General features: G+C 59.6%; 17 protein-coding genes and 1 tRNA gene. 10 read left to right on the top strand and 8 right to left on the bottom strand.

Features of this window, described 5'->3' with window-relative positions; all coding sequences use genetic code 11:
* Nucleotides 1-3 precede the first annotated feature (3 nt).
* Genes ACR0B7_RS08715 through deoC form a run of 3 tightly spaced genes read right to left on the bottom strand, consistent with a single transcriptional unit; the run spans nt 4 to nt 3,589 of the window.
* On the bottom strand, nt 4-198 hold the full coding sequence (locus ACR0B7_RS08715) for an SDR family oxidoreductase (RefSeq protein ID WP_480681291.1): 195 nt from the start codon (nt 196-198) through the stop codon (nt 4-6).
* Nucleotides 199-246: 48 nt separating this feature from the next.
* Nucleotides 247-2,580 (bottom strand): aldehyde dehydrogenase family protein, encoded by a 2,334-nt coding sequence (locus ACR0B7_RS08710; protein WP_170576754.1) that lies wholly within the window; start codon nt 2,578-2,580, stop codon nt 247-249.
* 10 nt (nt 2,581-2,590) lie between these two features.
* Nucleotides 2,591-3,589 carry a deoxyribose-phosphate aldolase gene (gene deoC, locus ACR0B7_RS08705; RefSeq protein ID WP_170569782.1) on the bottom strand — a complete coding sequence of 333 codons (999 nt, stop codon included), beginning with the start codon at nt 3,587-3,589 and terminating at the stop codon, nt 2,591-2,593.
* Between the two features lie 199 nt (nt 3,590-3,788).
* Between deoC and ACR0B7_RS08700 the strand changes: the two genes are divergently transcribed.
* From ACR0B7_RS08700 to ACR0B7_RS08675, 6 genes are all read left to right on the top strand, one after another.
* Nucleotides 3,789-4,742: a metal ABC transporter solute-binding protein, Zn/Mn family gene (locus ACR0B7_RS08700; protein WP_170483656.1), complete on the top strand. Its 954-nt coding sequence runs from the start codon at nt 3,789-3,791 to the stop codon at nt 4,740-4,742.
* 3 nt (nt 4,743-4,745) lie between these two features.
* Nucleotides 4,746-5,549 carry a metal ABC transporter ATP-binding protein gene (locus tag ACR0B7_RS08695; RefSeq protein WP_170483715.1) on the top strand — a complete coding sequence of 268 codons (804 nt, stop codon included), beginning with the start codon at nt 4,746-4,748 and terminating at the stop codon, nt 5,547-5,549.
* A 2-nt stretch (nt 5,550-5,551) separates the two neighbouring features.
* Nucleotides 5,552-6,757 (top strand): metal ABC transporter permease, encoded by a 1,206-nt coding sequence (locus ACR0B7_RS08690; protein WP_170483658.1) that lies wholly within the window; start codon nt 5,552-5,554, stop codon nt 6,755-6,757.
* Nucleotides 6,754-7,683, top strand: coding sequence for a metal ABC transporter permease (locus tag ACR0B7_RS08685; protein ID WP_170483660.1), 930 nt, complete (start codon nt 6,754-6,756; stop codon nt 7,681-7,683). Before ACR0B7_RS08690 ends, ACR0B7_RS08685 begins: the two co-directional genes overlap by 4 nt.
* 278 nt (nt 7,684-7,961) lie before the next feature.
* Nucleotides 7,962-9,812 carry a DNA mismatch repair endonuclease MutL gene (mutL, locus tag ACR0B7_RS08680; RefSeq protein ID WP_170483662.1) on the top strand — a complete coding sequence of 617 codons (1,851 nt, stop codon included), beginning with the start codon at nt 7,962-7,964 and terminating at the stop codon, nt 9,810-9,812.
* 52 nt (nt 9,813-9,864) lie between these two features.
* A complete protein-coding gene (locus ACR0B7_RS08675; protein WP_170483664.1) occupies nt 9,865-11,094 on the top strand; it encodes a DNA recombination protein RmuC in 1,230 nt (409 codons plus the stop codon).
* Between the two features lie 3 nt (nt 11,095-11,097).
* Here ACR0B7_RS08675 and ACR0B7_RS08670 read toward each other — a convergent pair whose 3' ends face one another.
* Genes ACR0B7_RS08670 through ACR0B7_RS08660 form a run of 3 tightly spaced genes read right to left on the bottom strand, consistent with a single transcriptional unit; the run spans nt 11,098 to nt 12,777 of the window.
* Nucleotides 11,098-11,499: a hypothetical protein gene (locus tag ACR0B7_RS08670; protein ID WP_170483666.1), complete on the bottom strand. Its 402-nt coding sequence runs from the start codon at nt 11,497-11,499 to the stop codon at nt 11,098-11,100.
* A gap of 59 nt (nt 11,500-11,558) precedes the next feature.
* Nucleotides 11,559-12,209 (bottom strand): ChrR family anti-sigma-E factor, encoded by a 651-nt coding sequence (locus ACR0B7_RS08665; protein WP_170483669.1) that lies wholly within the window; start codon nt 12,207-12,209, stop codon nt 11,559-11,561.
* A gap of 10 nt (nt 12,210-12,219) precedes the next feature.
* Nucleotides 12,220-12,777: a sigma-70 family RNA polymerase sigma factor gene (locus tag ACR0B7_RS08660; RefSeq protein ID WP_480681287.1), complete on the bottom strand. Its 558-nt coding sequence runs from the start codon at nt 12,775-12,777 to the stop codon at nt 12,220-12,222.
* Nucleotides 12,778-13,023: 246 nt separating this feature from the next.
* On the opposite strand from ACR0B7_RS08660, the gene ACR0B7_RS08655 reads away from it, so the two are divergent.
* From ACR0B7_RS08655 to ACR0B7_RS08645, 3 genes are all read left to right on the top strand, one after another.
* Complete coding sequence (locus ACR0B7_RS08655; protein WP_170576757.1) at nt 13,024-13,797, top strand: DUF1365 domain-containing protein; 774 nt, start codon at nt 13,024-13,026, stop codon at nt 13,795-13,797.
* A gap of 88 nt (nt 13,798-13,885) precedes the next feature.
* Nucleotides 13,886-14,203, top strand: a complete 318-nt coding sequence (locus ACR0B7_RS08650) for a DUF3775 domain-containing protein (protein WP_170387622.1) — start codon at nt 13,886-13,888, stop codon at nt 14,201-14,203.
* 153 nt (nt 14,204-14,356) lie between these two features.
* Nucleotides 14,357-15,436 carry a hypothetical protein gene (locus ACR0B7_RS08645; RefSeq protein WP_170483673.1) on the top strand — a complete coding sequence of 360 codons (1,080 nt, stop codon included), beginning with the start codon at nt 14,357-14,359 and terminating at the stop codon, nt 15,434-15,436.
* Between the two features lie 67 nt (nt 15,437-15,503).
* On the opposite strand, the gene ACR0B7_RS08640 is transcribed toward ACR0B7_RS08645, so the two are convergent.
* Both ACR0B7_RS08640 and ACR0B7_RS08635 read right to left on the bottom strand, forming a co-directional pair.
* Entirely contained in the window at nt 15,504-17,738 is a 2,235-nt protein-coding gene (locus tag ACR0B7_RS08640) for a CHASE2 domain-containing protein (RefSeq protein WP_480681284.1), read from the bottom strand.
* Between the two features lie 33 nt (nt 17,739-17,771).
* The gene (locus ACR0B7_RS08635; RefSeq protein ID WP_480681282.1) at nt 17,772-18,800 is read right to left on the bottom strand and encodes a FecR family protein; all 1,029 of its coding nucleotides are present in this window, start codon (nt 18,798-18,800) and stop codon (nt 17,772-17,774) included.
* Between the two features lie 319 nt (nt 18,801-19,119).
* On the opposite strand from ACR0B7_RS08635, the gene ACR0B7_RS08630 reads away from it, so the two are divergent.
* Nucleotides 19,120-19,209, top strand: a tRNA-Ser gene (locus ACR0B7_RS08630).
* Nucleotides 19,210-19,560: the final 351 nt, after the last annotated feature.

The following is a 19,560-nucleotide window of genomic DNA, read 5'->3' as shown; positions in this document are numbered from 1 at the left end:
TGCTTAGCCCTTTTTCCCTGCGGCAGCGCGCAGCATCTGCCCGAACTTTCCCGACCCGCGCTGATAAAGTGCGCCATCCAAGGATAGAACAGTCCCACTGATATAGCTGGCCATGTCCGAGCTGAGAAACAGGCAGGCATTGGCCACGTCCTGAACGGTGCCCCATCGTCCAATGGGGACATCGACGCCCCATTCCATGGACAGGGTGCGGGTGATCTGATCAACGCCTGCCTTTAGGCGGGAGCCCTATTCTCCGTAGGGCACCCAGATGTTCTTGACCTCGGTCGCAGCCTGAAGGAACCGGCGCGTATGGTCCACGCTCCAATCGGTTGCCTTGGCGTTGTTGACCCATGTGCGTTTGAGGTTTCCGGCCGAGACGACCTCGATCTCTTTTGACAGGTCCGAGGATGAGAACGACCAGACCGCATCCACGTTCAGATGCGATGCCAGCGGTTTCGCCAGTTCCACATGGCTGCCGGTCAGGATGTTGACCACGCCTGCGGGCACGTCCGAGGTTTCAAGGATCTGGTAGAAATCCGTTGCAGCCAGCGGGTAAGGCTCGGACGCGGCCAGAACCACCCGGTTGCCCATCGCGATCGCCGGTGCCATGGCCGAGACCAGACCCAGCAATGGTGCCTCATCCGCGCAAAGCGCGCCGATCACGCCCACGGGTTCCTTCATCGCAATGGCCACGCCCCGGATCGGGACACCGTGAACCTGACCGTCATACTTGTCGGCCCATGCTGCTGCAGTGAACAGGCGCTGAATCGAGGCTTCGACCTCTGACGCGCCGGTTTTGCCGCCGGTCATGGCGTCGATCCGTGCGGCGAACTCATCCGCTCGGGCCGAGAGGTTTTCGCCAATATAATACAGGATCTGCGTCCGCAGGTGGCCCGTGGTCTCGGACCAGCCTTTTGCACCCGCCGCAGCCTCGACCGCGTTGCGTACGTCCTTGCGGTTCGCCAGACCCACATGCCCCAATAGGCCGGATTTGCCCCAAATGGGCTTGGAATAACCTCCGTCGGGCCGCGCCTGCTTGCCGCCGACATACATTTTTGCGGTGCGGTCGATTGGATCGACTGGCGCACCCTCGCCGGTGGTGGCGTCAAGTTTCGTCAGCGCCTTGGTCTTGCCCTTGGGCTTGGTATAGGCGGTCAGACCCTCCCAGCCGCCTTCGCGCCCGAACCCGCTTTCGCGCACGCCACCAAAACCGGCGGCGGCGTCAAACAGGTTGGTGGCATTCACCCAGACCACGCCTGCAACCAGTTTTGGCGCGATGTCCAGCGCGAGGTTCACATTCTCGGTCCAGACCGTCGCGGCCAGCCCGTAGCGTGTGTTGTTGGCCAGCTCGACCGCCTCGGTCGGGGTGCGGAAGGTGGACGACACCAGAACCGGGCCAAAGATTTCCTCCTGCATCAGCGGATCGGATGTCTCCAGCCCCGAAATCAGCGTCGGCGGGTAGTAGCAGCCATTCTCGGGCAGCGCGCTATTGGTTTGGTAGAGGTCCCCTGCGGTGTTGCTTTCGACCATTCCCTTGATGGTCTGCAACTGAACCGGGTCCACGACCGCGCCGACGTCGATACATTTATCCAGCGGGTCGCCAATGCGCAGGTTGTCCATCCGCGCGCGCAGTTTGGCATGAAAGCGATCAGCAATGCCTTCCTGCACCAGAAGACGCGAGCCTGCACAGCAGACCTGACCTTGATTGAACCAGATCGCATCAACCAGCCCTTCGATGGCTGAATCAATATCCGCGTCGTCAAAGACGATGTATGCGGACTTGCCGCCCAGCTCTAACGTCAGCTCCTTGCCCGAGCCTGCCGTGGCTTCGCGGATGCGCCGCCCCACAACGGTCGAGCCGGTAAAGGCGATCTTGTCCACATCCGAGGCGACGATCATCTCGCCCACCTCACCGTCGCCGGTGACGATATTGACCACGCCCTTGGGCAGCCCTGCTTGCGAACAAATATCGGCAAATAGCAGCGCGGTAAGCGAGGTATATTCGGCCGGTTTCAGAACCACCGTGTTCCCCATCGCCAAAGCGGGGGCCACTTTCCACGCCAGCATCAGCAGGGGGAAGTTCCACGGAATGATCTGACCGCACACACCCAAGGCCTGCGCGTCGGGCAGCTCGCTCTCCATCAACTGGGACATGCCTGCGTGATAGTAGAAATGCCGCTGGACCAGAGGGATGTCGATGTCGCGCGATTCCCGGATCGGCTTGCCATTGTCGAGGCTTTCCAGCACCGCGAACAGGCGCGAATGTTTCTGCAACAGCCGCGCAATGGCATAGAGGTATCGTGCACGGCCAGCACCGCCCAGTTTCTCCCACTTTGGCTGGGCTTTGCGGGCGGCGGAAACGGCGGCGTCCACGTCACCTTGCTTGGCTTGGGTCAGCTTGGCCAGAACCTCTCCGGTCGCCGGGTTGCGGCTTTCAAAGCCTTTGCCCGGCTTGGTGAAGGCACCGTCAATGTAGTGGCCGAATTTCCCGCCCTGATCGACCAGCCATGCCAACGCCTCGGCGGCGCTTTCGGGGGCGGGGCCGTAATCCATGGTCTCGAAGATTTCTTTGACTGTCATTGTTCTTTCCTCAGCCCATGGAGTGGCGGTAGCTAGCGGAGTACGCCCCGGTGACATAGTGTTCCAACTGTCGTTCAATATCGCCCAACAGCGATGACGCGCCAAAGCGGAACAGGTCCGGTTCCAGCCAGCGGTCGCCCAGCTCATCCTTAATTAGCGACAAGTAGACCAGAGCGTCTTTCGCCTTGGAAATCCCGCCCGCAGGTTTGTAACCGACGCGATAGCCGGTGCGGTCATAGTAATCGCGGATCGCTCGGATCATCACGAGGGTGACGGGCAGAGTGGCGTTGACGCTTTCTTTACCGGTCGACGTCTTGATGAAATCCGCCCCTGCCATCATGCACACGACCGAGGCGCGCGCGACGTTGCGCAGGCTACCCAGCTCTCCGGTCGCGAGGATGGCCTTGACGTGGGCATCACCGCAGGCGGTTCGGAACGCCTTCATCTCGTCATACAAAGCCTGCCAATCGCCCGACAGGACGTGGCGGCGAGAAATAACGATGTCGATTTCCTCGGCCCCCGCTTTGACGCTTTCCTCAATCTCGGCCACGCGCAGGTGAAATGGCGACAGTCCCGCCGGAAACCCGGTTGAGACGGCGGCGACCGGGATGCCGGTGCCTTTTAGGGCATCTACGGCGGTTTCGACCATATCGTGATAGACGCAGACGGCCCCGGTTGTGATCGGCGGCATGTCCATCGCCTGCAACAGCGCGGGTGCGACCGGCTGCCGGGCCTTGGCGCACAGACGGCGCACGCGCCCCACAGTGTCATCGCCGGACAGAGTCGTCAGGTCAATCATCGTGATCGCCTTCAGCAGCCACGCGGCTTGGTAGTCTTTCTTGACCGACCGTCGACCGGGCAGAGTGGCGGCGCGGCGTTCAATAGCCGAGGTGTTGGCTTGAACACTGCGCACCCAGTCCAGATCAAGGTCCATTCCGGGGTTTCTGGGTTCGGTCACTTGCGGCAGATGCGCGGTGCGCACTGGGCTGTCTGAGCTCTGCGTATCCATCTTCACATCCTTTGGGAATTTCGGGCCAAATTCGCACGGGTTGCGCTTAAATGAAAGGCAAACCGGTCTCTCGCAGGCAACTTTTTTGACCAGATGGACAAATTTGGGCGTTTTCTTGCGAATAATTCGCAATAGCGTTGACTTAGTTGCGAATGGTTCGCATATTCATTCTCAAGGGGATACCAAATCGGGGTCTTACATGATTCGTCGCACCTTTCTTGCAGCGTTGGCGTTTGCCGCTGCACTGCCATTTACGGCTTGGGCCGAAGCACCGCTGAAAGTGGTCGCCACAACCGGTATGATCGCTGATGCTGCACGTCAGATCGGCGGCGATCACGTTGAGGTCAAGGGTCTGATGGGTCCCGGTGTGGACCCGCACGCCTATCGGCAGACCCGCAGTGACATTGTCGCCATGACGCGGGCCGATCTGATCCTGTGGCACGGGCTGTATCTTGAGGCGCAGATGGAGGATTTCTTTCACGATCTTGGCCGCAAACGTCCTGTCGTGGCGGTTGCAGAGGGCGTTGAAAAGTCCAAGCTGCGCGCGCATGACGACTATGCCGACAAATTCGACCCTCACCTGTGGATGAGCCCAGCCCTGTGGCGTGACGTAGTGATCGAGGTTCAGGCGGCGCTGACCGAGGCGCGACCCGAAGCCAAAGACATCTTTGCCGTCAATGCTCAGGTACATCTGGCCGAGATTTCCCAGCTTGAAAATTATGCTGCCGAGGCTCTTGCCTCTGTCCCCGAAAACAATCGCGTTCTGGTCACGGCCCATGATGCGTTCGGCTATTTCGGTGCTGAATACGGTTACGAGGTGATGGGTATTCAGGGGATCTCGACCCAGTCCGAGGCCGGTCTGAACCGGATTGGTGAACTGGTCGACACACTTGTGGATCAACAGCTTACGGCGGTATTTGTCGAAAGCTCGGTTTCTGACCGGTCGATGCGCGCCCTGATTGAAGGTGCTGCTGCAAAGGGTCATGAGGTCGGCGTTGGCGGCGAGCTATACTCTGACGCGATGGGCGAGCCGGGAACCTACGAAGGCACCTATGTCGGGATGCTGGATCACAACATTACCGTGATTGCAGGGGCGCTGGGCGCGGATGTGCCTGACCGCGGCATGAACGGAAAGCTGTCGGCGGGGTTTTGAGTGATGCTCGAGCTGGCGGCTGAACAAGGTTTTTCAAAATCAGAGCACGGCCTTGACCAAAGCCCTCTGGCTGTTCGTGGCCTGACGGTCTCATACGGTCAGAAACCGGCGGTGTTTTCGGTAGACATGACCGTGCAGCCGGGTGCTATGACCGCGATTATCGGGCCGAACGGCGCGGGGAAATCGACACTGCTAAAGGCGGCTTTGGGTATTGTCTCACCGTTGTCGGGGCAGGTCACGGTGTTCGGCAAACCGCTGGAAAAACAGCGCGAACGGATCGCCTATGTCCCGCAGCGGGCCAGTGTCGACTGGGATTTTCCGACCCGTGTGATTGACGTGGTCTTGATGGGTTTGTCGCGACAACTCGGTCTGTTGGGCCGGATCAGGGCACGCCATATGTCGCGTGCGATGGACTGTCTGCAGCGTGTCGGCATGCGTGACTTTGCGGATCGCCAGATCGGTCAGTTGTCGGGAGGGCAGCAGCAACGTGTTTTTCTGGCTCGTGCCTTGGCACAGGATGCCGATCTCTATTTGCTGGATGAGCCTTTCGCAGGCGTTGACGCGGCCACGGAAAAGGCGATCATCGCCGTGCTGAAATCGTTGAGAGAGGCCGGCAAGACAGTCGTCGCCGTGCATCACGATCTGGCGACCGTCACCGATTATTTCGACCACGTCTTCCTGATCAACACGCGTAAAGTGGCCGAAGGGCCGGTGGCCGAGGCGTTCACCGCCGAAACTCTGCAATCGGCGTATGGAGGCCGTCTGGCCACCGCTCAAATCGACCAGATCTCACGCGCGCTGGGGTAAATATGCTTTGGGATGCCCTGACCCTGCAGCTTGGCTATAATGCCACGCTGGTCGCTGTCGGTGCGACTTTGTTGGGAATCTCTGCGGGGGTTACCGGAACTTTTCTGTTTCTACGCAAGCGCGCTTTGGTCAGCGACGCGATCAGCCATGCGACCCTGCCGGGCGTGTGTCTGGCCTTTATGGTTCTGGTCGCGCTTGGGGGCGACGGGCGCAACCTGATTGGCCTTCTGGTTGGGTCGGCTCTGTCCGCCGGGGTTGGCCTTCTTTGTATGAATTGGCTGACCCGGTACACGAGGCTGGCCGAGGACGCCGCAATCGGCGCAGTCCTGTCCGTGTTCTTTGGGTTCGGTATCGTCCTGCTGACGGTGATTCAGACGATGGGCGTGGGCCGTCAGGCGGGGCTGGAGGGGTTTCTGCTGGGTTCGACCGCGGGAATGCTGTGGGCCGACGCTCTGATCATAGCCGTCGGAGGGGCAGCGACGCTGGCGCTGGTGTTGATCATTCGCCGTCCCATGACACTGGTGGCGTTCGACGCGGAATATGCTGCGGCACAAGGGCATGCGGTGCATCGCATTGATCTTGCGATGATGGGGCTGGTCATGGCCGTGACGGTTGTGGGGCTGAAAATCGTCGGGTTGATCCTGATCGTTGCGCTGTTGATCATCCCACCCGTTGCTGCGCGCTTCTGGACCGAGCGATCAGAGCGTGTTGTGCTGTTGGCCGGGCTGACCGGCGGGCTTTCGGGCTATCTGGGTGCGGCGCTGTCGGCCTCGGCCCCCAACTTACCCACGGGACCGATCATCGTTCTGGTCAGTTTCGCCCTGTTTGCCCTGTCCCTGTTGTTTGCGCCTGTCAGGGGCGTTCTGGCTGCCGTTCTTCGCCACCTGCGCTTTCAGCGCCAGGTTCACATCAGGCAAGGTCTTTTGGCGCTGGCGCAGGGGCAAAAGATATACGAACCGTTGACGCTTCGGCTGTTGCGCAGCGCCGGGCTGGTACGGGCCGATGGGGTTGCGACAGAGGCGGGCAGGGCGCGCGCAGCGAAGGCGCTGCGCGACGAAAAACGGTGGGAGATCGTCCGCGCGGATCAGGCGCATGAGGCCACGGCGGTTCTGTATGACGGGTTGCGCGACATTGAAACCGTTCTGACACGGGATCAGATCATCGAAATTGACCGTCAGATCGGTGGGCCGCAGGGAGTGAACCCATGAGCGGAGAAGAATTCGTCCCCCTATCCCTGACGCCGCTTTTGATCGGGACTTTCGCGGCCATCGCCTGCGCCCTGCCGGGCAACTTTCTTGTGCTACGCAAACAAGCGCTGATCGGTGATGCGATCAGCCACGTTGTTCTGCCTGGTATCGTTGTGGCGTTCCTGCTGACCGGAGCAATCTCGACCTGGCCGATGATGCTGGGCGCAGCAGGCGCGGCGGTTGTCGCCGTTATGATGATCGAGGCCATACGGCGGTTGGGCCAGATTGAACCCGGTGCGGCAATGGGGGTTGTATTCACCACCATGTTTGCGGGCGGGGTGCTGCTGCTGGAACAAACCGACACCTCGACCGTTCATCTGGACGTCGAACACGCACTGTATGGCAATCTGGAAAGCCTGATCTGGTTGGACGCGGTGGGATGGACATCACTGTGGGATATTCAGGCGCTGGCTGGCTTGCCGCCGGAATTGCCCCGCATCGCGCTGACCTTGGCCGGAGTCACCTTGTTTACCTGGCTGTTCTGGCGGCCGCTGAAAATCTCTACCTTTGACGAGGGGTTTGCCCGAACGATCGGCATCAGGACCGGAGCCCTTGGCATGGCGTTGGTGATTGTCGCGGCGATTGCGGCTGTTGCGGCGTTTGATGCGGTAGGCTCGATCATCGTGATCGCAATGTTCATATGCCCTCCTGCGGCGGCGCGCATGATGACCAACCGGCTGGAAACTCAAATCGGGTGGAGCGTGGTTTTCGCGGTGATTTCGGCCGTTGCCGGGTATGTTCTGGCAGGCTACGGACCTTTGTGGCTGGGCGCGACGGATGCGGTCAGCGCGGCCGGAATGATTGCGACCGTATCCGGCCTGATCCTTGCCTGTACCGCTGTTTGGGGGCCGTGCCGGACACGGACCGGCGCGCCCGGCGCTGCATGATTCGGCATGATCTTGCTGTGTCAGGATATGGTTTATCGGCTGATCTCCGCCCAAGATATGACGCTGTCCAGAGTTTAAGAGTCACACGCGGTTCTTCGTGCTACGAACCACGTATTGCTAAAGAACGTCCACCACTCACAACGGTTCGTTCGGACAATTGCGACGATGTTCGCCGCCTCTCGCAAACGCGACGCGATTGTCCGAACGCCCCCTCGCCAGAAAATTGACCATCCCAAACCTGTGGCAGAATCGTATGCGGCTGTGCTAGCTCTAGGGGTATGGCGCAGGCAAACCACAATATCAGCGAAACGCGACCCATCATTCGTCAGCTTGACGACGCGGCGATCAATCGTATTGCGGCGGGTGAGGTTGTCGAACGGCCAGCCTCTGCTGTGAAAGAGCTGGTCGAGAACGCGATCGACGCGGGATCGACACGAATTGCGATAGATATTGCCGACGGCGGCAAGACACTCATTCGCGTCACCGATGATGGGTGTGGTATTTCCGGCGAGGATTTGCCACTGGCGCTGTCTCGCCACGCGACGTCCAAGATCGACGGGTCCGACCTGCTGAACATTCATACTTTCGGGTTCCGGGGCGAGGCGCTGCCATCGTTGGGCGCGGTAGGGCGGCTGACAATCACCAGCCGCGTAGCGGGGGATGAGGCCGCTTCGATCCATGTCGCGGGCGGCAAGATGGAGGCCGTGAAACCCGCCGCTCTGCGTGCAGGTACGGTGGTTGAACTGCGCGACCTGTTCTTTGCCACGCCCGCGCGCCTGAAATTCATGCGCACCGACCGGGCCGAGGCGCAGGCGATCACCGACACCGTCAAGCGTTTGGCGATGGCCGAGCCTGCGATTACCTTCACCCTGCGCGATGTCTCGGGCGGGGGCGAGGGGCGCGTGACGTTTCGCGCCGACCGCGAGAATGGCGACCTGTTCGATGCGCTGCACGCCCGGCTTGCCCGCGTGATCGGGCGCGAGTTTGCCGAGAATGCCCTGCAGATCGACGCCACGCGCGAGGGGATCAGGCTGTATGGGTATGCCGCCTTGCCGACCTATTCTCGGGGCGCGGCGGTGGCGCAGTATCTGTTCGTCAATGGCCGCCCTGTGCGCGACAAGATGCTGACCGGCGCCCTGCGGGCGGCGTATTTCGATTTCCTCAGCCGCGACCGCCACCCGGCTGCGGCGCTGTTCATCGACTGTGACCCGACGCTGGTGGATGTGAATGTCCACCCGGCGAAATCCGAGGTTCGGTTTCGCGATCCGGGCGTGGCGCGGGGGCTGATCGTTTCGGCCTTGCGGCACGCGCTGGCCGAGGCAGGGCACCGGGCATCCTCAACCGTGGCCAATGCCACTCTGGGCGCGATGAAGCCCGAACCGGCGCAGCCTGCACCAGCGCGCGTTTATCAGATGGACCGCCCTTCTCAGGTCGCGCGACAGGTGGCATATCAGGCGCAAGCACCGGGGTTTGCCGAACTGTCGCAGGACTACAGTGGCAGTATTGTGGAACCTGCGCCCGTGGTCACAGAAGAGCCTCCGGCGCAGGACTTGCCGTTGGGCGCGGCGCGCGGTCAGGTGCATGAGAACTACATTATTGCCCAGACTGCCGACGGGATGGTGATCGTGGACCAACACGCGGCGCATGAACGTCTGGTCTATGAAAAGCTCAAACGTCAGATGGCTGAAAATGGCGTGGCTGCGCAGGCGCTGCTGATCCCCGAGATCGTGGAGCTGTCCGAAAGCGACTGCGCGCGCCTGATGGCCGTGGCCGACGACCTGACACGCCTTGGCCTGACGCTGGAGCCCTTTGGCGGCGGGGCTATCGCCGTGCGCGAAACCCCTGCCATTCTGGGTGAGGTCGATGCCCGCGCGATGATCCTGGATATCCTTGATGAGCTGGCGGATCAGGGCGAAAGCCAAACCGTGCAGGCGCGGATCGAGGCGATCCTCAGCCGGGTGGCCTGCCATGGCTCGGTCCGGTCGGGCCGTCGGATGCGGGCAGAGGAGATGAACGCCTTGCTGCGCGAGATGGAGGCGACGCCCCATTCCGGGCAGTGCAACCATGGGCGGCCAACTTATGTTGAACTGAAACTGGCCGATATCGAACGTCTGTTCGGGCGCAGTTGATCCCGCGCGCGCTGCGCGGTAAAAAGAATAAAACAAGAACACCCGAGGCGACATGATCGAGATTGCTGGCACCCAGATTGCATTGAACGACCCCGTGATCCTGATCGGCGGCGGCATTGTCGCGCTGATCCTGCTATTGCTTTTCCTGTCTTTGCGTGCAGCCAACCGCTCGGCGCGAATGGCAGAGCCATTGGCGCGGCAGATGGCGCATCTGGGACAGAATGTGCAGCAGTTGGGGCAAGGGCAGGAACAGTTGCGCGGCGGCCTCCAGCATGTCTCGGACACGCAGGCCAATGCGCAGGTTCAGGTGATCCAGACGGTTGAGGCGCGGCTGTCCTCGGTCCAGCAGCAGATGAATGACAGGCTGGCGGACAACGCGATGAAGTCCGCCCGCGCGCTGGCCGAGATGCAGGAGAGGATGAAGGAATCGCTGCATGGTTCGTCGAAACAGACCGCGACCTCGCTGACGCAATTGCAGGAACGGCTGGCCGCCATCGACAAGGCGCAGGACAATATCACCAAACTGTCGGGCGATGTGCTGTCGTTGCAGGATATCCTGTCGAACAAGCAGACGCGCGGTGCGTTTGGTGAGATTCAGTTGAACGATATCGTGTCCAAGGCGCTGCCCTCGGACAGTTTTCAGTTGCAGGCGACGCTGTCGAACGGACGTCGGGCGGATTGCCTGATCCATTTGCCGAACCCGCCGGGGCCGATCGTGATCGATAGCAAATTCCCGTTGGAGGCGTATGAAGCGCTGATCGGTGCGACAAATGACATGGAGCTGAAGGCCGCCGTTCAGATGTTCCGCAGCACGGTGCGCAAACACATCACCGATATTGCCGAAAAATATATTCTGGACGGCGAAACCGCCGACGGCGCGCTGATGTTCCTACCGTCCGAGGCTGTCTATGCCGAGTTGCATGCCAAGTTCCCCGAACTGGTGCAGGAGAGTTTCAAAAAACGAGTCTGGATCGTCTCGCCCACCACCTGCATGGCGACGCTGAACACTATGCGCGCGATCCTGAAAGACGCGCGGATGCGGGAACAGGCGGGGGCCATCCGCAAGGAATTGGGGATGCTGCACAAGGATGTCGAACGGCTGGGCGATCGCGTGGCCAATCTGGACCGTCACTTTGGACAGGCGGCCAAGGATATCTCGGATATCAAGATCAGCGCCGAAAAAGCCGGACGTCGCGCGCAGCGTCTGGACAATTTTGATTTCGAGGAACTCGCGCCGGACGATCACGCCAACGTGGTGCCGCTTGGTAAAAGTGAGGCTTAAGCGCTACTGGATCGAGAGGTCCAGATTGTACCCAACCGTCTTGTCGGTGTCCCGGTCATTGCCCATGAGGTATACGCGGATCGTGTAATCTCCGTCCTCTGGCAGTTCAACCCGCGCGGTATTCCCGTTGATGGACCCGTTGTAGATTGCTGCGCCGTCACTGCCCGGCGGCAGGACGTTAAAATAGATTACACCATACCCGTTGGTGTCGCTGACCTGAAGTTCTGCGAACAGTTCCTGCCCGGCTTTCGCACCCAGTCGGTAGTCAAAATACTCGTTGCCCGTAACGGTTCCGTTGACCATTGTGCCATAGTTGCCTGTCTCAAACTTCACGTCGGCAACGCTCTGTGCATTGGCAAACGTGGCGAACCCGATACAGGCAAGGGTCAGGGCAAGTGCTTTCATGACTACATCCTCCGATTGCAGGGTCGAAGTCTCAGTGTAGCACAAAACGGCTGTTCAGGTCAGATGCGTAGAAAGGGCTGGAACAGGCGCGGCATCAGCTTGCTGAACTTTAGCGGCGCATCCGTCACGGCCAGGCAAATGCAATCCTCAGAGATGTCCGCCGTCGGCATGTGGTGCAGGTCTTCATCCGCAATCTCGACATCGCCGCGTGCAAAGTGGTCGACTTCGTCCGAGAATGCCCCTTGCAGGACCATCGTCAGTTCCATGCCATTGTGACTGTGATCGGGCACGGCGGCCCCTGCCGGGATAAACAGCAATCGGGCTGTCGCTTCGCGCGTTGTGGGCAGGATCGCCTGTTTAACGCCCATCCCGATCGAGCGCCACTGGATGGCATTCACGTCACCGCCGACATAATCCTGCAACGGCGCGGGAAGCACGGAACAGCCGGGGCGCGCAGGCTTGGCAACGGGTGCACCCTTGGCGATCAGCGCCATGGTCGCGGCCAGCGAACCGTCGCTCAGCGCCGCACTATCATCCTGATCCTGCAAGACACACCCGCCGACAGCCTCGAAACTTTCGGCGCGCGCGCGGCAGTGGTCGCACAACGACAGGTGCGTTGCGACCATCAGGTCGAATGCTTCTGGCAGACCGCCTGCGGCATAGGCCATCAGCAGGTCATCTGTCAGGTGATGTTTGATCTTGTTGCTCATCGTCATCATCTCAGTTCATCGCGTGGCGCAAGCGGTCCAGCGCCAGCCGTATGCGTGATTTGATCGTTCCCAAGGGCAACCCGGTCTGAGACGCAATCTCTCGGTGACTCAGGTCGCCGAAATACGCCTTTTCGATCAGTTCTCTCTGTGCTTCTGGCAACGCTGACAATGCGTCGCGCAGTTGCGCGGTTTCCTGTTGCAACGCAACGACGTCATGCTGTTCCGGTTCTGCCTCGGGACCCCAACCCAAATCCTCGGGTTCCGGCCGCCGTTGCTTGCGCAGGACGTCAATGCGTTTGTTCCGTGCGATCGTGAAGACCCAAGTGGCCACGGTCGCGCGCGAGGGGTCGAACAGATGCGCCTTGTGCCACAAGGTCGCCATCACCTCTTGCGCGCATTCCTCGGCCATCGCCGCATCAGACCCCGATTTGATCAGGAATGCCTTGATGCGCGGCGCAAAGTACTGAAACAGCTCGGCAAAGGCCGCCTGATCCTGCGCATCCCGAATGCGGGTCACATGTCCAACCCACTCGGTCTTGGTATTGCAACTGCCGTTTGCTTCGTTCACCGGCCTGCCCCTGGTACGTTCTTTCGCGTGCCAGGTTTTTGCTAGGGGCCCGTCGGCCACCGGTTCATCCAAGCTCGCGGTATCGATCTCGGTAAACATAACCACATTACGCGGGGCTGCCCAAGGCGGATCACTTTCTGTGGCAAATAATAATCCATATGGGCATTCGCTTCGTAGAATATCTGTATAAGGTCTGAGGAAAAGGCCGCCGTTTGAACGGTTTACAGACAGAATGGAAAAGGTCGCATGAAGCGGGTCGATCACATTGCGGGGCATACGTATCACGGGCGGAAAGGGTCGATTGAAAACGCCTTTCGGTATTCGCTCGACTACATCTTGCTGGACCCGGAAAATACCGGGCCCACGCCCGCGTTGTTCTCTGTCAACGGGGCAAACGTAACGAACTGGCGGGATCGCGATCACGGTGGAGAGCCCGGCAAAGGGCGCGGTGCCGCGTGGCTGCGCGAGCAGTTCCATGACCTCGGGGTCACACAGCCGAACCGGATCATGCTGTTGACCCAGCCGCGCGTTTTCGGCCATGTGTTCAACCCGGTCAGCTTCTGGTTCTGCTTTGACGCGGAAGACGTGCTTTATGCTGTTGTGGCCGAAGTGACCAATACCTACAGCACGCGCCACAGCTATCTGTGCCACAATCCAAACTTTGCGCCGATTCAACCGTCGGACCGGATTGTGGCCGACAAGCTGATGCATGTGTCTCCGTTCCAAAAGATCGAAGGCACCTATACGTTCCGGTTTGACTTCCGTGCCGACAGGGTTGGCGTCTGGATAGATTACGGACGCAAGAATGGCGGGCTGATTGCAACGCTTACCGGCCCACGTGCTGCGCTGACGGACCGAGCGATCCTCTGGTCGTTGATACGCAGACCGTTTGGCGCGCGGCGCGCGTTTGTCCTGATCCTGTGGCAGGCGCTGAAACTGAAACTGAAAAAGGCCCGGTTTCGCCCGTTTCGTACCGCTCCTGTCCCGGAACATCCAATCTCGCGGGTCCGCGAGCCATAAGCGGGCGTTATTTGCGTAAGATCAAAGACTCAGGCCACGCCGAGTGTTTGTGGTAGAATGGAAACCGCGAACACGAAGGAGTTGGGTCATGTTGGAAATCTCGGCAAGAAAAGTCGCTCAGGTCGCCATGATGGGGCGGGAACTGAACCGGGCCGAGGGCGAATTGCGCGCTTTCATCGACCGGATGAGCGAGGATGAACAGGCCGAATTGGTTGCCGTCATGTGGATCGGGCGCGAGAGCTTTTTCGCCGAGGATCTGGCCGAAGCCATCGCAACCGCCAAGGCCGAGGCGTCTACTCCGTGCGCGGACTATCTGATCGGAACGCCGCACCTGTCGGACCACCTTGAGAATGGTCTGGATTCGCTTGGTATCTCAGCCGAGGATGTTGAAAACGACCTGATGTAGCCTTGCGGACGGCAGGAGGAGCGGGCACGGATTTCTCAACCCGTCTGATCACCTGCACAGAACTGTCGCCCAGATGCCAGTGATCGGGTAGCCTGTTCCCGTGGCCCGAGAATGCCGTCGCGCACTCCGGGCAAGGACAAGGGAGGGTAAGCGATGCGATCCGCGTTGCTGACGGTTTCGGTCTTGGCGTTCCTCGCGGGTGGCGTTGTCGCTCCGCGTCCGACGTTGGCCTGTCCTGTCTGCATCACCCTGCCAGAATATTCGTTGGCTGACCGCATCCTGTCGGCGCGCGTGATCGTGCTGGCGGCGCCAACACCGGAAAACCCCTTCAGGTATTCGCCTGTTTCGATCCTGAAAGGGACGCCAAAGCAGGTTTCTGGCTTGCCGGACATTCCGTATCTGGTCGACAGCGTGACCAGATCCGCGTTTCGCGTAGATCCGAACAGAACCGTTCTCATGATCTATGGAGACGGATTGCGGGACAAAGCCGGTCGCAGCCTTTCAACAGGCTGGAGCAAAGGGTTCCTGATGACACCAGAACGCGCGGAGTTCGTATCGGCGATACGCGAACAGGGACGCGCCTGGGCTTTTGGACAATCGGCTGATCCTGCCCGTGTGTCGTTCTTCGGCAGCTTTCTGGGGCACGAAGACGCCGTATTGCGGAACGCGGCACTGATCGAGTTTCACCGCGCACCTTATGAGATTGTCAGGCAGTTGCGCGTTCCGCACCCGATTTCTCCGCTGTTGCATGAGCTGAATGATAGAAACCGCCTCGCGTATGCCCCGGCGATCATAAGGTTGCTGGGCCTGCAATCCGGCCCCGAAGCTGCGCAGGCGGTCAGAACGCGGTACCGCACGGCGCTGCGCGTCGGCGACTTGAACCTTTATGATTGGGCGCTTGCAGGCATCGAGGTGGATGGCTCTGAGGCAATCGAGGCGATTGGCGGTGCCTTGACGCAATCCAACCACGCGCTCGAAGCCAAGCGGGATTTGGTTCAAGCTCTGACAGATGGTGGGACCGCCCGGTTCGAGCATCAAGCTCAAATCCTTAGAATCTTCGAGCGTGAGCTGGAGAAAGACGCCTCGCTTGCTGTCTGGATTGCCCTTGCCGCGAAGTCTTGGGAAACGGACGTGCTGAACTCCCGGTTCCGCTCGATATTGATCGGTGAAGAATTGGAGCCAGCAGCCCAGTTTCTCGTTGAAAATACACTCGGTCTGAACGAACCGCGCTAAGACGGCGCGTCGCAGGCGGCAGGGTTCGCCGATTTTGGGATGTCTGGAGTGTACTGGACGCCTCGGCTCAGGCAGAGGGTCGCCGTGCGTGACCGTGATGGCTGAAGACGACCTGACTCGACTGGACATCCGACCGGAAATCCGCAGCCCGCCCCGGTAGCGTCAGATAAAACTGTCGCAGGCCGGGTTCGATATCCGCCGCCATTGCCGCGCAACGGTGGCACATCCGTTCGATACGCAAGTGCGAATGGCGCTCGCGTACTGCCGCGATCAGATCAGCATGTGCCTGTGACAGCTTTTGGAATTCTGGACTGTCAATCAGGGTTCTGTCACCGACCAGAGCATACACGGCCTCGAGGTCGGACTTGCCCTTGAGATCGACAAACCCTGCCTCCAGCATGGCCAAATCCTGCCGTGCTGCCCGGTAGACCGCGCTTGAGACCAAGATATCGTAATCGACATGACGGCAACTCTGCTCGATCCGTGCCGCGACATTCACGACATCGCCAATGACGGTATAGTTGAACCTGCTGCGCGAGCCGATATTGCCAACGCACGCCTGACCTGTCGCGCATCCTGTTGCCAAGGCGATGGGCGGCCGGTCCTGCATGACGTCCGACGCGTTGAACCTCACCAGCGCCTTGCGCATCAACAGCGCTGCGTGCGCAGCCCGACACGGATGGTCCTCGACCGGAAGGGGCGCGTTCCAGAATGCCATGACCGCATCCCCGATGAACTTGTCGATCGTACCCCTTTCCTTCAAAATCTGGTCGCCCACCTGTGAAAAAAGCTCGTTCAGCAACGCGACAAGGTCGGTGGCCGACACGGACTCGGACAGCGGTGTGAACCCCCGGATGTCCGAGAACATCACCGTGATCTCCTGAGTCTCGCCGCCCAGTTGCAGACTGTGGCCTGAAATTTCCATCTCATCCAGTATCTCGGGGGCGACATAATGCGAAAAGACCTGTCGGATTTCCCGTTTTTCCCGCTCGGTCGAAACGAACAGATACCCGGCGAGCAAGCCAAAATTGGCCATCCCACCCATTAGTGGAAATGTCACGTCGAACAAGACAAGCTGGTTCTGGAAGGCCAGCCAACTGGTGCCCAGAACAACTGCGGCGGCCGCGCCGCCCGCGACAAAAGAGGCAACCGCACCAAAGCTGGACATGACCGCGATTACAATCAGGCCAAGCAGCACGAAGGACAGCAATTCGAGCGCGGCGGTGACGTCCGAACGGCTGAGCATTTCCCCGGTTATTATCTGTTCCAGCATCTGTGCATGGATCGAAACGCCCGGGACAGATTCCCCCAGCGACGTCTGATGCATGTCGAACAGACCGGCCGCCGAAGTGCCGACCAGAATGATCCGGCCCTCGATTTCCGCCCTCAGCGCAGGGTCGTCCGGGTTTTGCATGACATCATCGGCCGAGAGGTAAAGTTCGGGCCTGTCTTGCCGGTACCGAACCCAGACCTCGCCGTTTTCGGTCGTCGGCAACCGAAAATCACCCAGTTCGACCGCCAGCATGATCCCTTTTTCATCGGGCGCACCTTCGGCCAGAATGAATGGTGCGCCGATTGCAACCCTCAAGGCTTCGATCCCCAGACCGGGGAGGGGACCATTTGGGCCGCCCCACAGCACCGGAACACGCCGCACAATTCCCGTTCCACCCAGCGGGGATACATTCACTCCGCCGATCCCGGCTGCGCTGCGGTCGAGCGGCGGCGCGATCGGAGTCCAATAGGGGACAGCAATCAGCCCGGCAGTCGGGTTTTCACCGATTTCGATAATTCCGGTTTTCGGGGTCACCTGACTGCCTTCATGCGAAAGCCGCGCCGCTGTTCCCATCACGACGGGCCAGTTGGCGACTTCCAGCCCGAACAGAACATCGTAGTCCATCTTTTGCGCGCGACGTTCTACCGTAAGAACGCCTGCGAGGGCAGGATCGTTAAGCAACCGAGCCGGCGAATACCTGTCTGGTTCAACAAACAACATATCAAACGCAATCGCCGCGGCACCGTATTCGCCCAGGTTTTCAACCATCTGTGCCAGAATTGTTCGCGGCCACGGCCATTGGCCCCAATTCGCCAGTGACTTTTCGTCGATGTCCAGAACTCGGACCGGCAAATCCGGGTTGTATTCCCGCGGCATGATGCGCTGAAGAATGTCAAAGTAGATCAGCCGGGTCATTCGCACGGGGTAGGGGTCCATGACCCTGATGAAACAGCCGATCAGGATCAGGCCCAGACCCACCAACCGAAAGCCGCGCCTCCGGCCAATCTTTTCTTTGGGCTTCACGGTCACGTTAACCTCCGAAGTCACTGGGCGATGCCCATGTTAACGCGCTGCTTGATTGCCTTTCCCCTTCCCGTTGCCCGGCCCTTTGCCCTTTCCGGGGTTCCCAAAGCCACGAGCGTTTCTGTTTTGCCCACCCGGATTGCTGCCGTCCCCGTGACCCGAGCGGTTTGTCTTGGTTTGCGGTTCCGGCGTCGGTGGCTCTGGCGTCGGTGGCTCTGGCGTCGGCGGCTCTGGCGTGGGTGGTTCAGGTGTAGGCGGCTCTGGCGTCCGAGGTTCAGGTGACCGAGGCTCAGGCGACTGTGGCCTGCTGGTGGGGGCCGGGGTTTCTCGGAATGCAGCCCTTTGCCGCCGTACAGGTGTTGGAACCGGTGCGTCAGATTTCAGGACCGGAACAGGCGCAAGCTCTCCGGCACATCCGCCAATATCGATTTGCAGCGGACTAAGCAGGTTTTCCTGCGATTGGATAAAGGGGAAACCGTTTTGCAGAGCCAGTTCATATTGCTCCTGATCCACGGGGCGCCCGACATTTCCCTGCTGGCTCGTGGCAAACAGGCTGCACTGGCGCCCGGTTGACCGACAGCTTCCACTCAGGCTGCACATTTCAACGTTGCCCTCCAGTACCAACATTGCACTTTGGGTGCCGGGCACCACCCACATGTCGAACGTCGTGCCACGAACGGCCATTGTCGCTGTCGGTGTTTGGATCGAATAGGCCCGTTTCTTGCTTTTGCCCGAGATGAAACGAAAGCTGCCGCCCAAGGCTTGAACCGCAAAAGACTTGGCCTTGCGGTTGCCGCGCAGCATCGTCACGTCCAGAATCATGCTGGCGTTCGGACCAATGGCGATTTTGGTCTCATCCACGAAAACGAGTTGGACCAATCCATTGCCGTCTGTTGAAATCGCATCTCCTGATGCGACCTCCATACCGGATTGAAGCGGCCGTGATTCTCCAGCGCGTGTTATCTCGGCGCCCTGCTTGACGCCGATAACCGTGCCGATATTGGAAAATGCCGTTGCGGGCACCAGCGAAATACACAAAACAATTATGAATACTCTGAACCAGGCCAAGCTTCTATTCCCCCAAATAGATTATGTCGTGAGCGATGCGCTCACTGCCCGGTTTTAGCCTCTGGAAAATCGCGTGTTTTTTATTGATGCTGAAAATATGTCTAGCCAAATATGCCTTAAACACCGTGGTTTTGGCAAGTTGGTTACTTTTGCTCGTCCGAGGAGGCCATAATTCGCCCCGATCTTCAGACCTATTCTCATAGGATTGGCAGAGGTTTCGGGACGACGGATATCAAATAGGTGCCGGTTTCCAGAAAATTGACGATGCACGGGAAAATCGCCTTGTATCTGGTCCACCGCCGAGGATATACCGGCCAGCGGAGACGTGGCCGAGTGGTCGAAGGCGCTCCCCTGCTAAGGGAGTAGGCGGGAAACCGTCTCGAGGGTTCGAATCCCTTCGTCTCCGCCATTAAACTCAATTTAATTATTTTAAATCAATATATTAATAGTATATGTCTTATATTCATCCCCCATTTTATCCTCCATTGTTAATTTGAGTGTTGGGATTGGGGGCGGGTCAAACAATAGGCCATTTAGGAGTGAGACCGCGTGGATAGGCAAAATTCTGTGTGGTACAAATTAAAGGTTTGCAAAACTCTAAGCCCGCTTTCCCATTCTAAGCAGTCACCTGACCAAAAGACTCAGATGACTGCCTTGAGCCCAATGCTATCTTACGCGTCATGTCTAAAGCTGGATTACGAAAAGAAACTGCACCCCGCACTGAGGCGAGGTGCAGCCACTCACGAGACGATTCCGGATG

The organism is Ruegeria sp. BB6 (assembly GCF_056539385.1).
The sequence above is the reverse complement of the archived record's forward strand: the minus strand, read 5'-3'. Positions and strand labels throughout refer to the sequence as shown.

Bases quoted from the DNA above. Each gene is read 5' to 3' on its own strand.
- ACR0B7_RS08715 (WP_480681291.1), bottom strand. From the start codon at position 198: ATGGAATGGGGCGTCGATGTCCCCATTGGACGATGGGGCACCGTTCAG.
- ACR0B7_RS08710 (WP_170576754.1), bottom strand. From the start codon at position 2,580: ATGACAGTCAAAGAAATCTTCGAGACCATGGATTACGGCCCCGCCCCC.
- deoC (WP_170569782.1), bottom strand. From the start codon at position 3,589: ATGGATACGCAGAGCTCAGACAGCCCAGTGCGCACCGCGCATCTGCCG.
- ACR0B7_RS08700 (WP_170483656.1), top strand. From the start codon at position 3,789: ATGATTCGTCGCACCTTTCTTGCAGCGTTGGCGTTTGCCGCTGCACTG.
- ACR0B7_RS08695 (WP_170483715.1), top strand. From the start codon at position 4,746: ATGCTCGAGCTGGCGGCTGAACAAGGTTTTTCAAAATCAGAGCACGGC.
- ACR0B7_RS08690 (WP_170483658.1), top strand. From the start codon at position 5,552: ATGCTTTGGGATGCCCTGACCCTGCAGCTTGGCTATAATGCCACGCTG.
- ACR0B7_RS08685 (WP_170483660.1), top strand. From the start codon at position 6,754: ATGAGCGGAGAAGAATTCGTCCCCCTATCCCTGACGCCGCTTTTGATC.
- mutL (WP_170483662.1), top strand. From the start codon at position 7,962: ATGGCGCAGGCAAACCACAATATCAGCGAAACGCGACCCATCATTCGT.
- ACR0B7_RS08675 (WP_170483664.1), top strand. From the start codon at position 9,865: ATGATCGAGATTGCTGGCACCCAGATTGCATTGAACGACCCCGTGATC.
- ACR0B7_RS08670 (WP_170483666.1), bottom strand. From the start codon at position 11,499: ATGAAAGCACTTGCCCTGACCCTTGCCTGTATCGGGTTCGCCACGTTT.
- ACR0B7_RS08665 (WP_170483669.1), bottom strand. From the start codon at position 12,209: ATGAGCAACAAGATCAAACATCACCTGACAGATGACCTGCTGATGGCC.
- ACR0B7_RS08655 (WP_170576757.1), top strand. From the start codon at position 13,024: ATGAAGCGGGTCGATCACATTGCGGGGCATACGTATCACGGGCGGAAA.
- ACR0B7_RS08650 (WP_170387622.1), top strand. From the start codon at position 13,886: ATGTTGGAAATCTCGGCAAGAAAAGTCGCTCAGGTCGCCATGATGGGG.
- ACR0B7_RS08645 (WP_170483673.1), top strand. From the start codon at position 14,357: ATGCGATCCGCGTTGCTGACGGTTTCGGTCTTGGCGTTCCTCGCGGGT.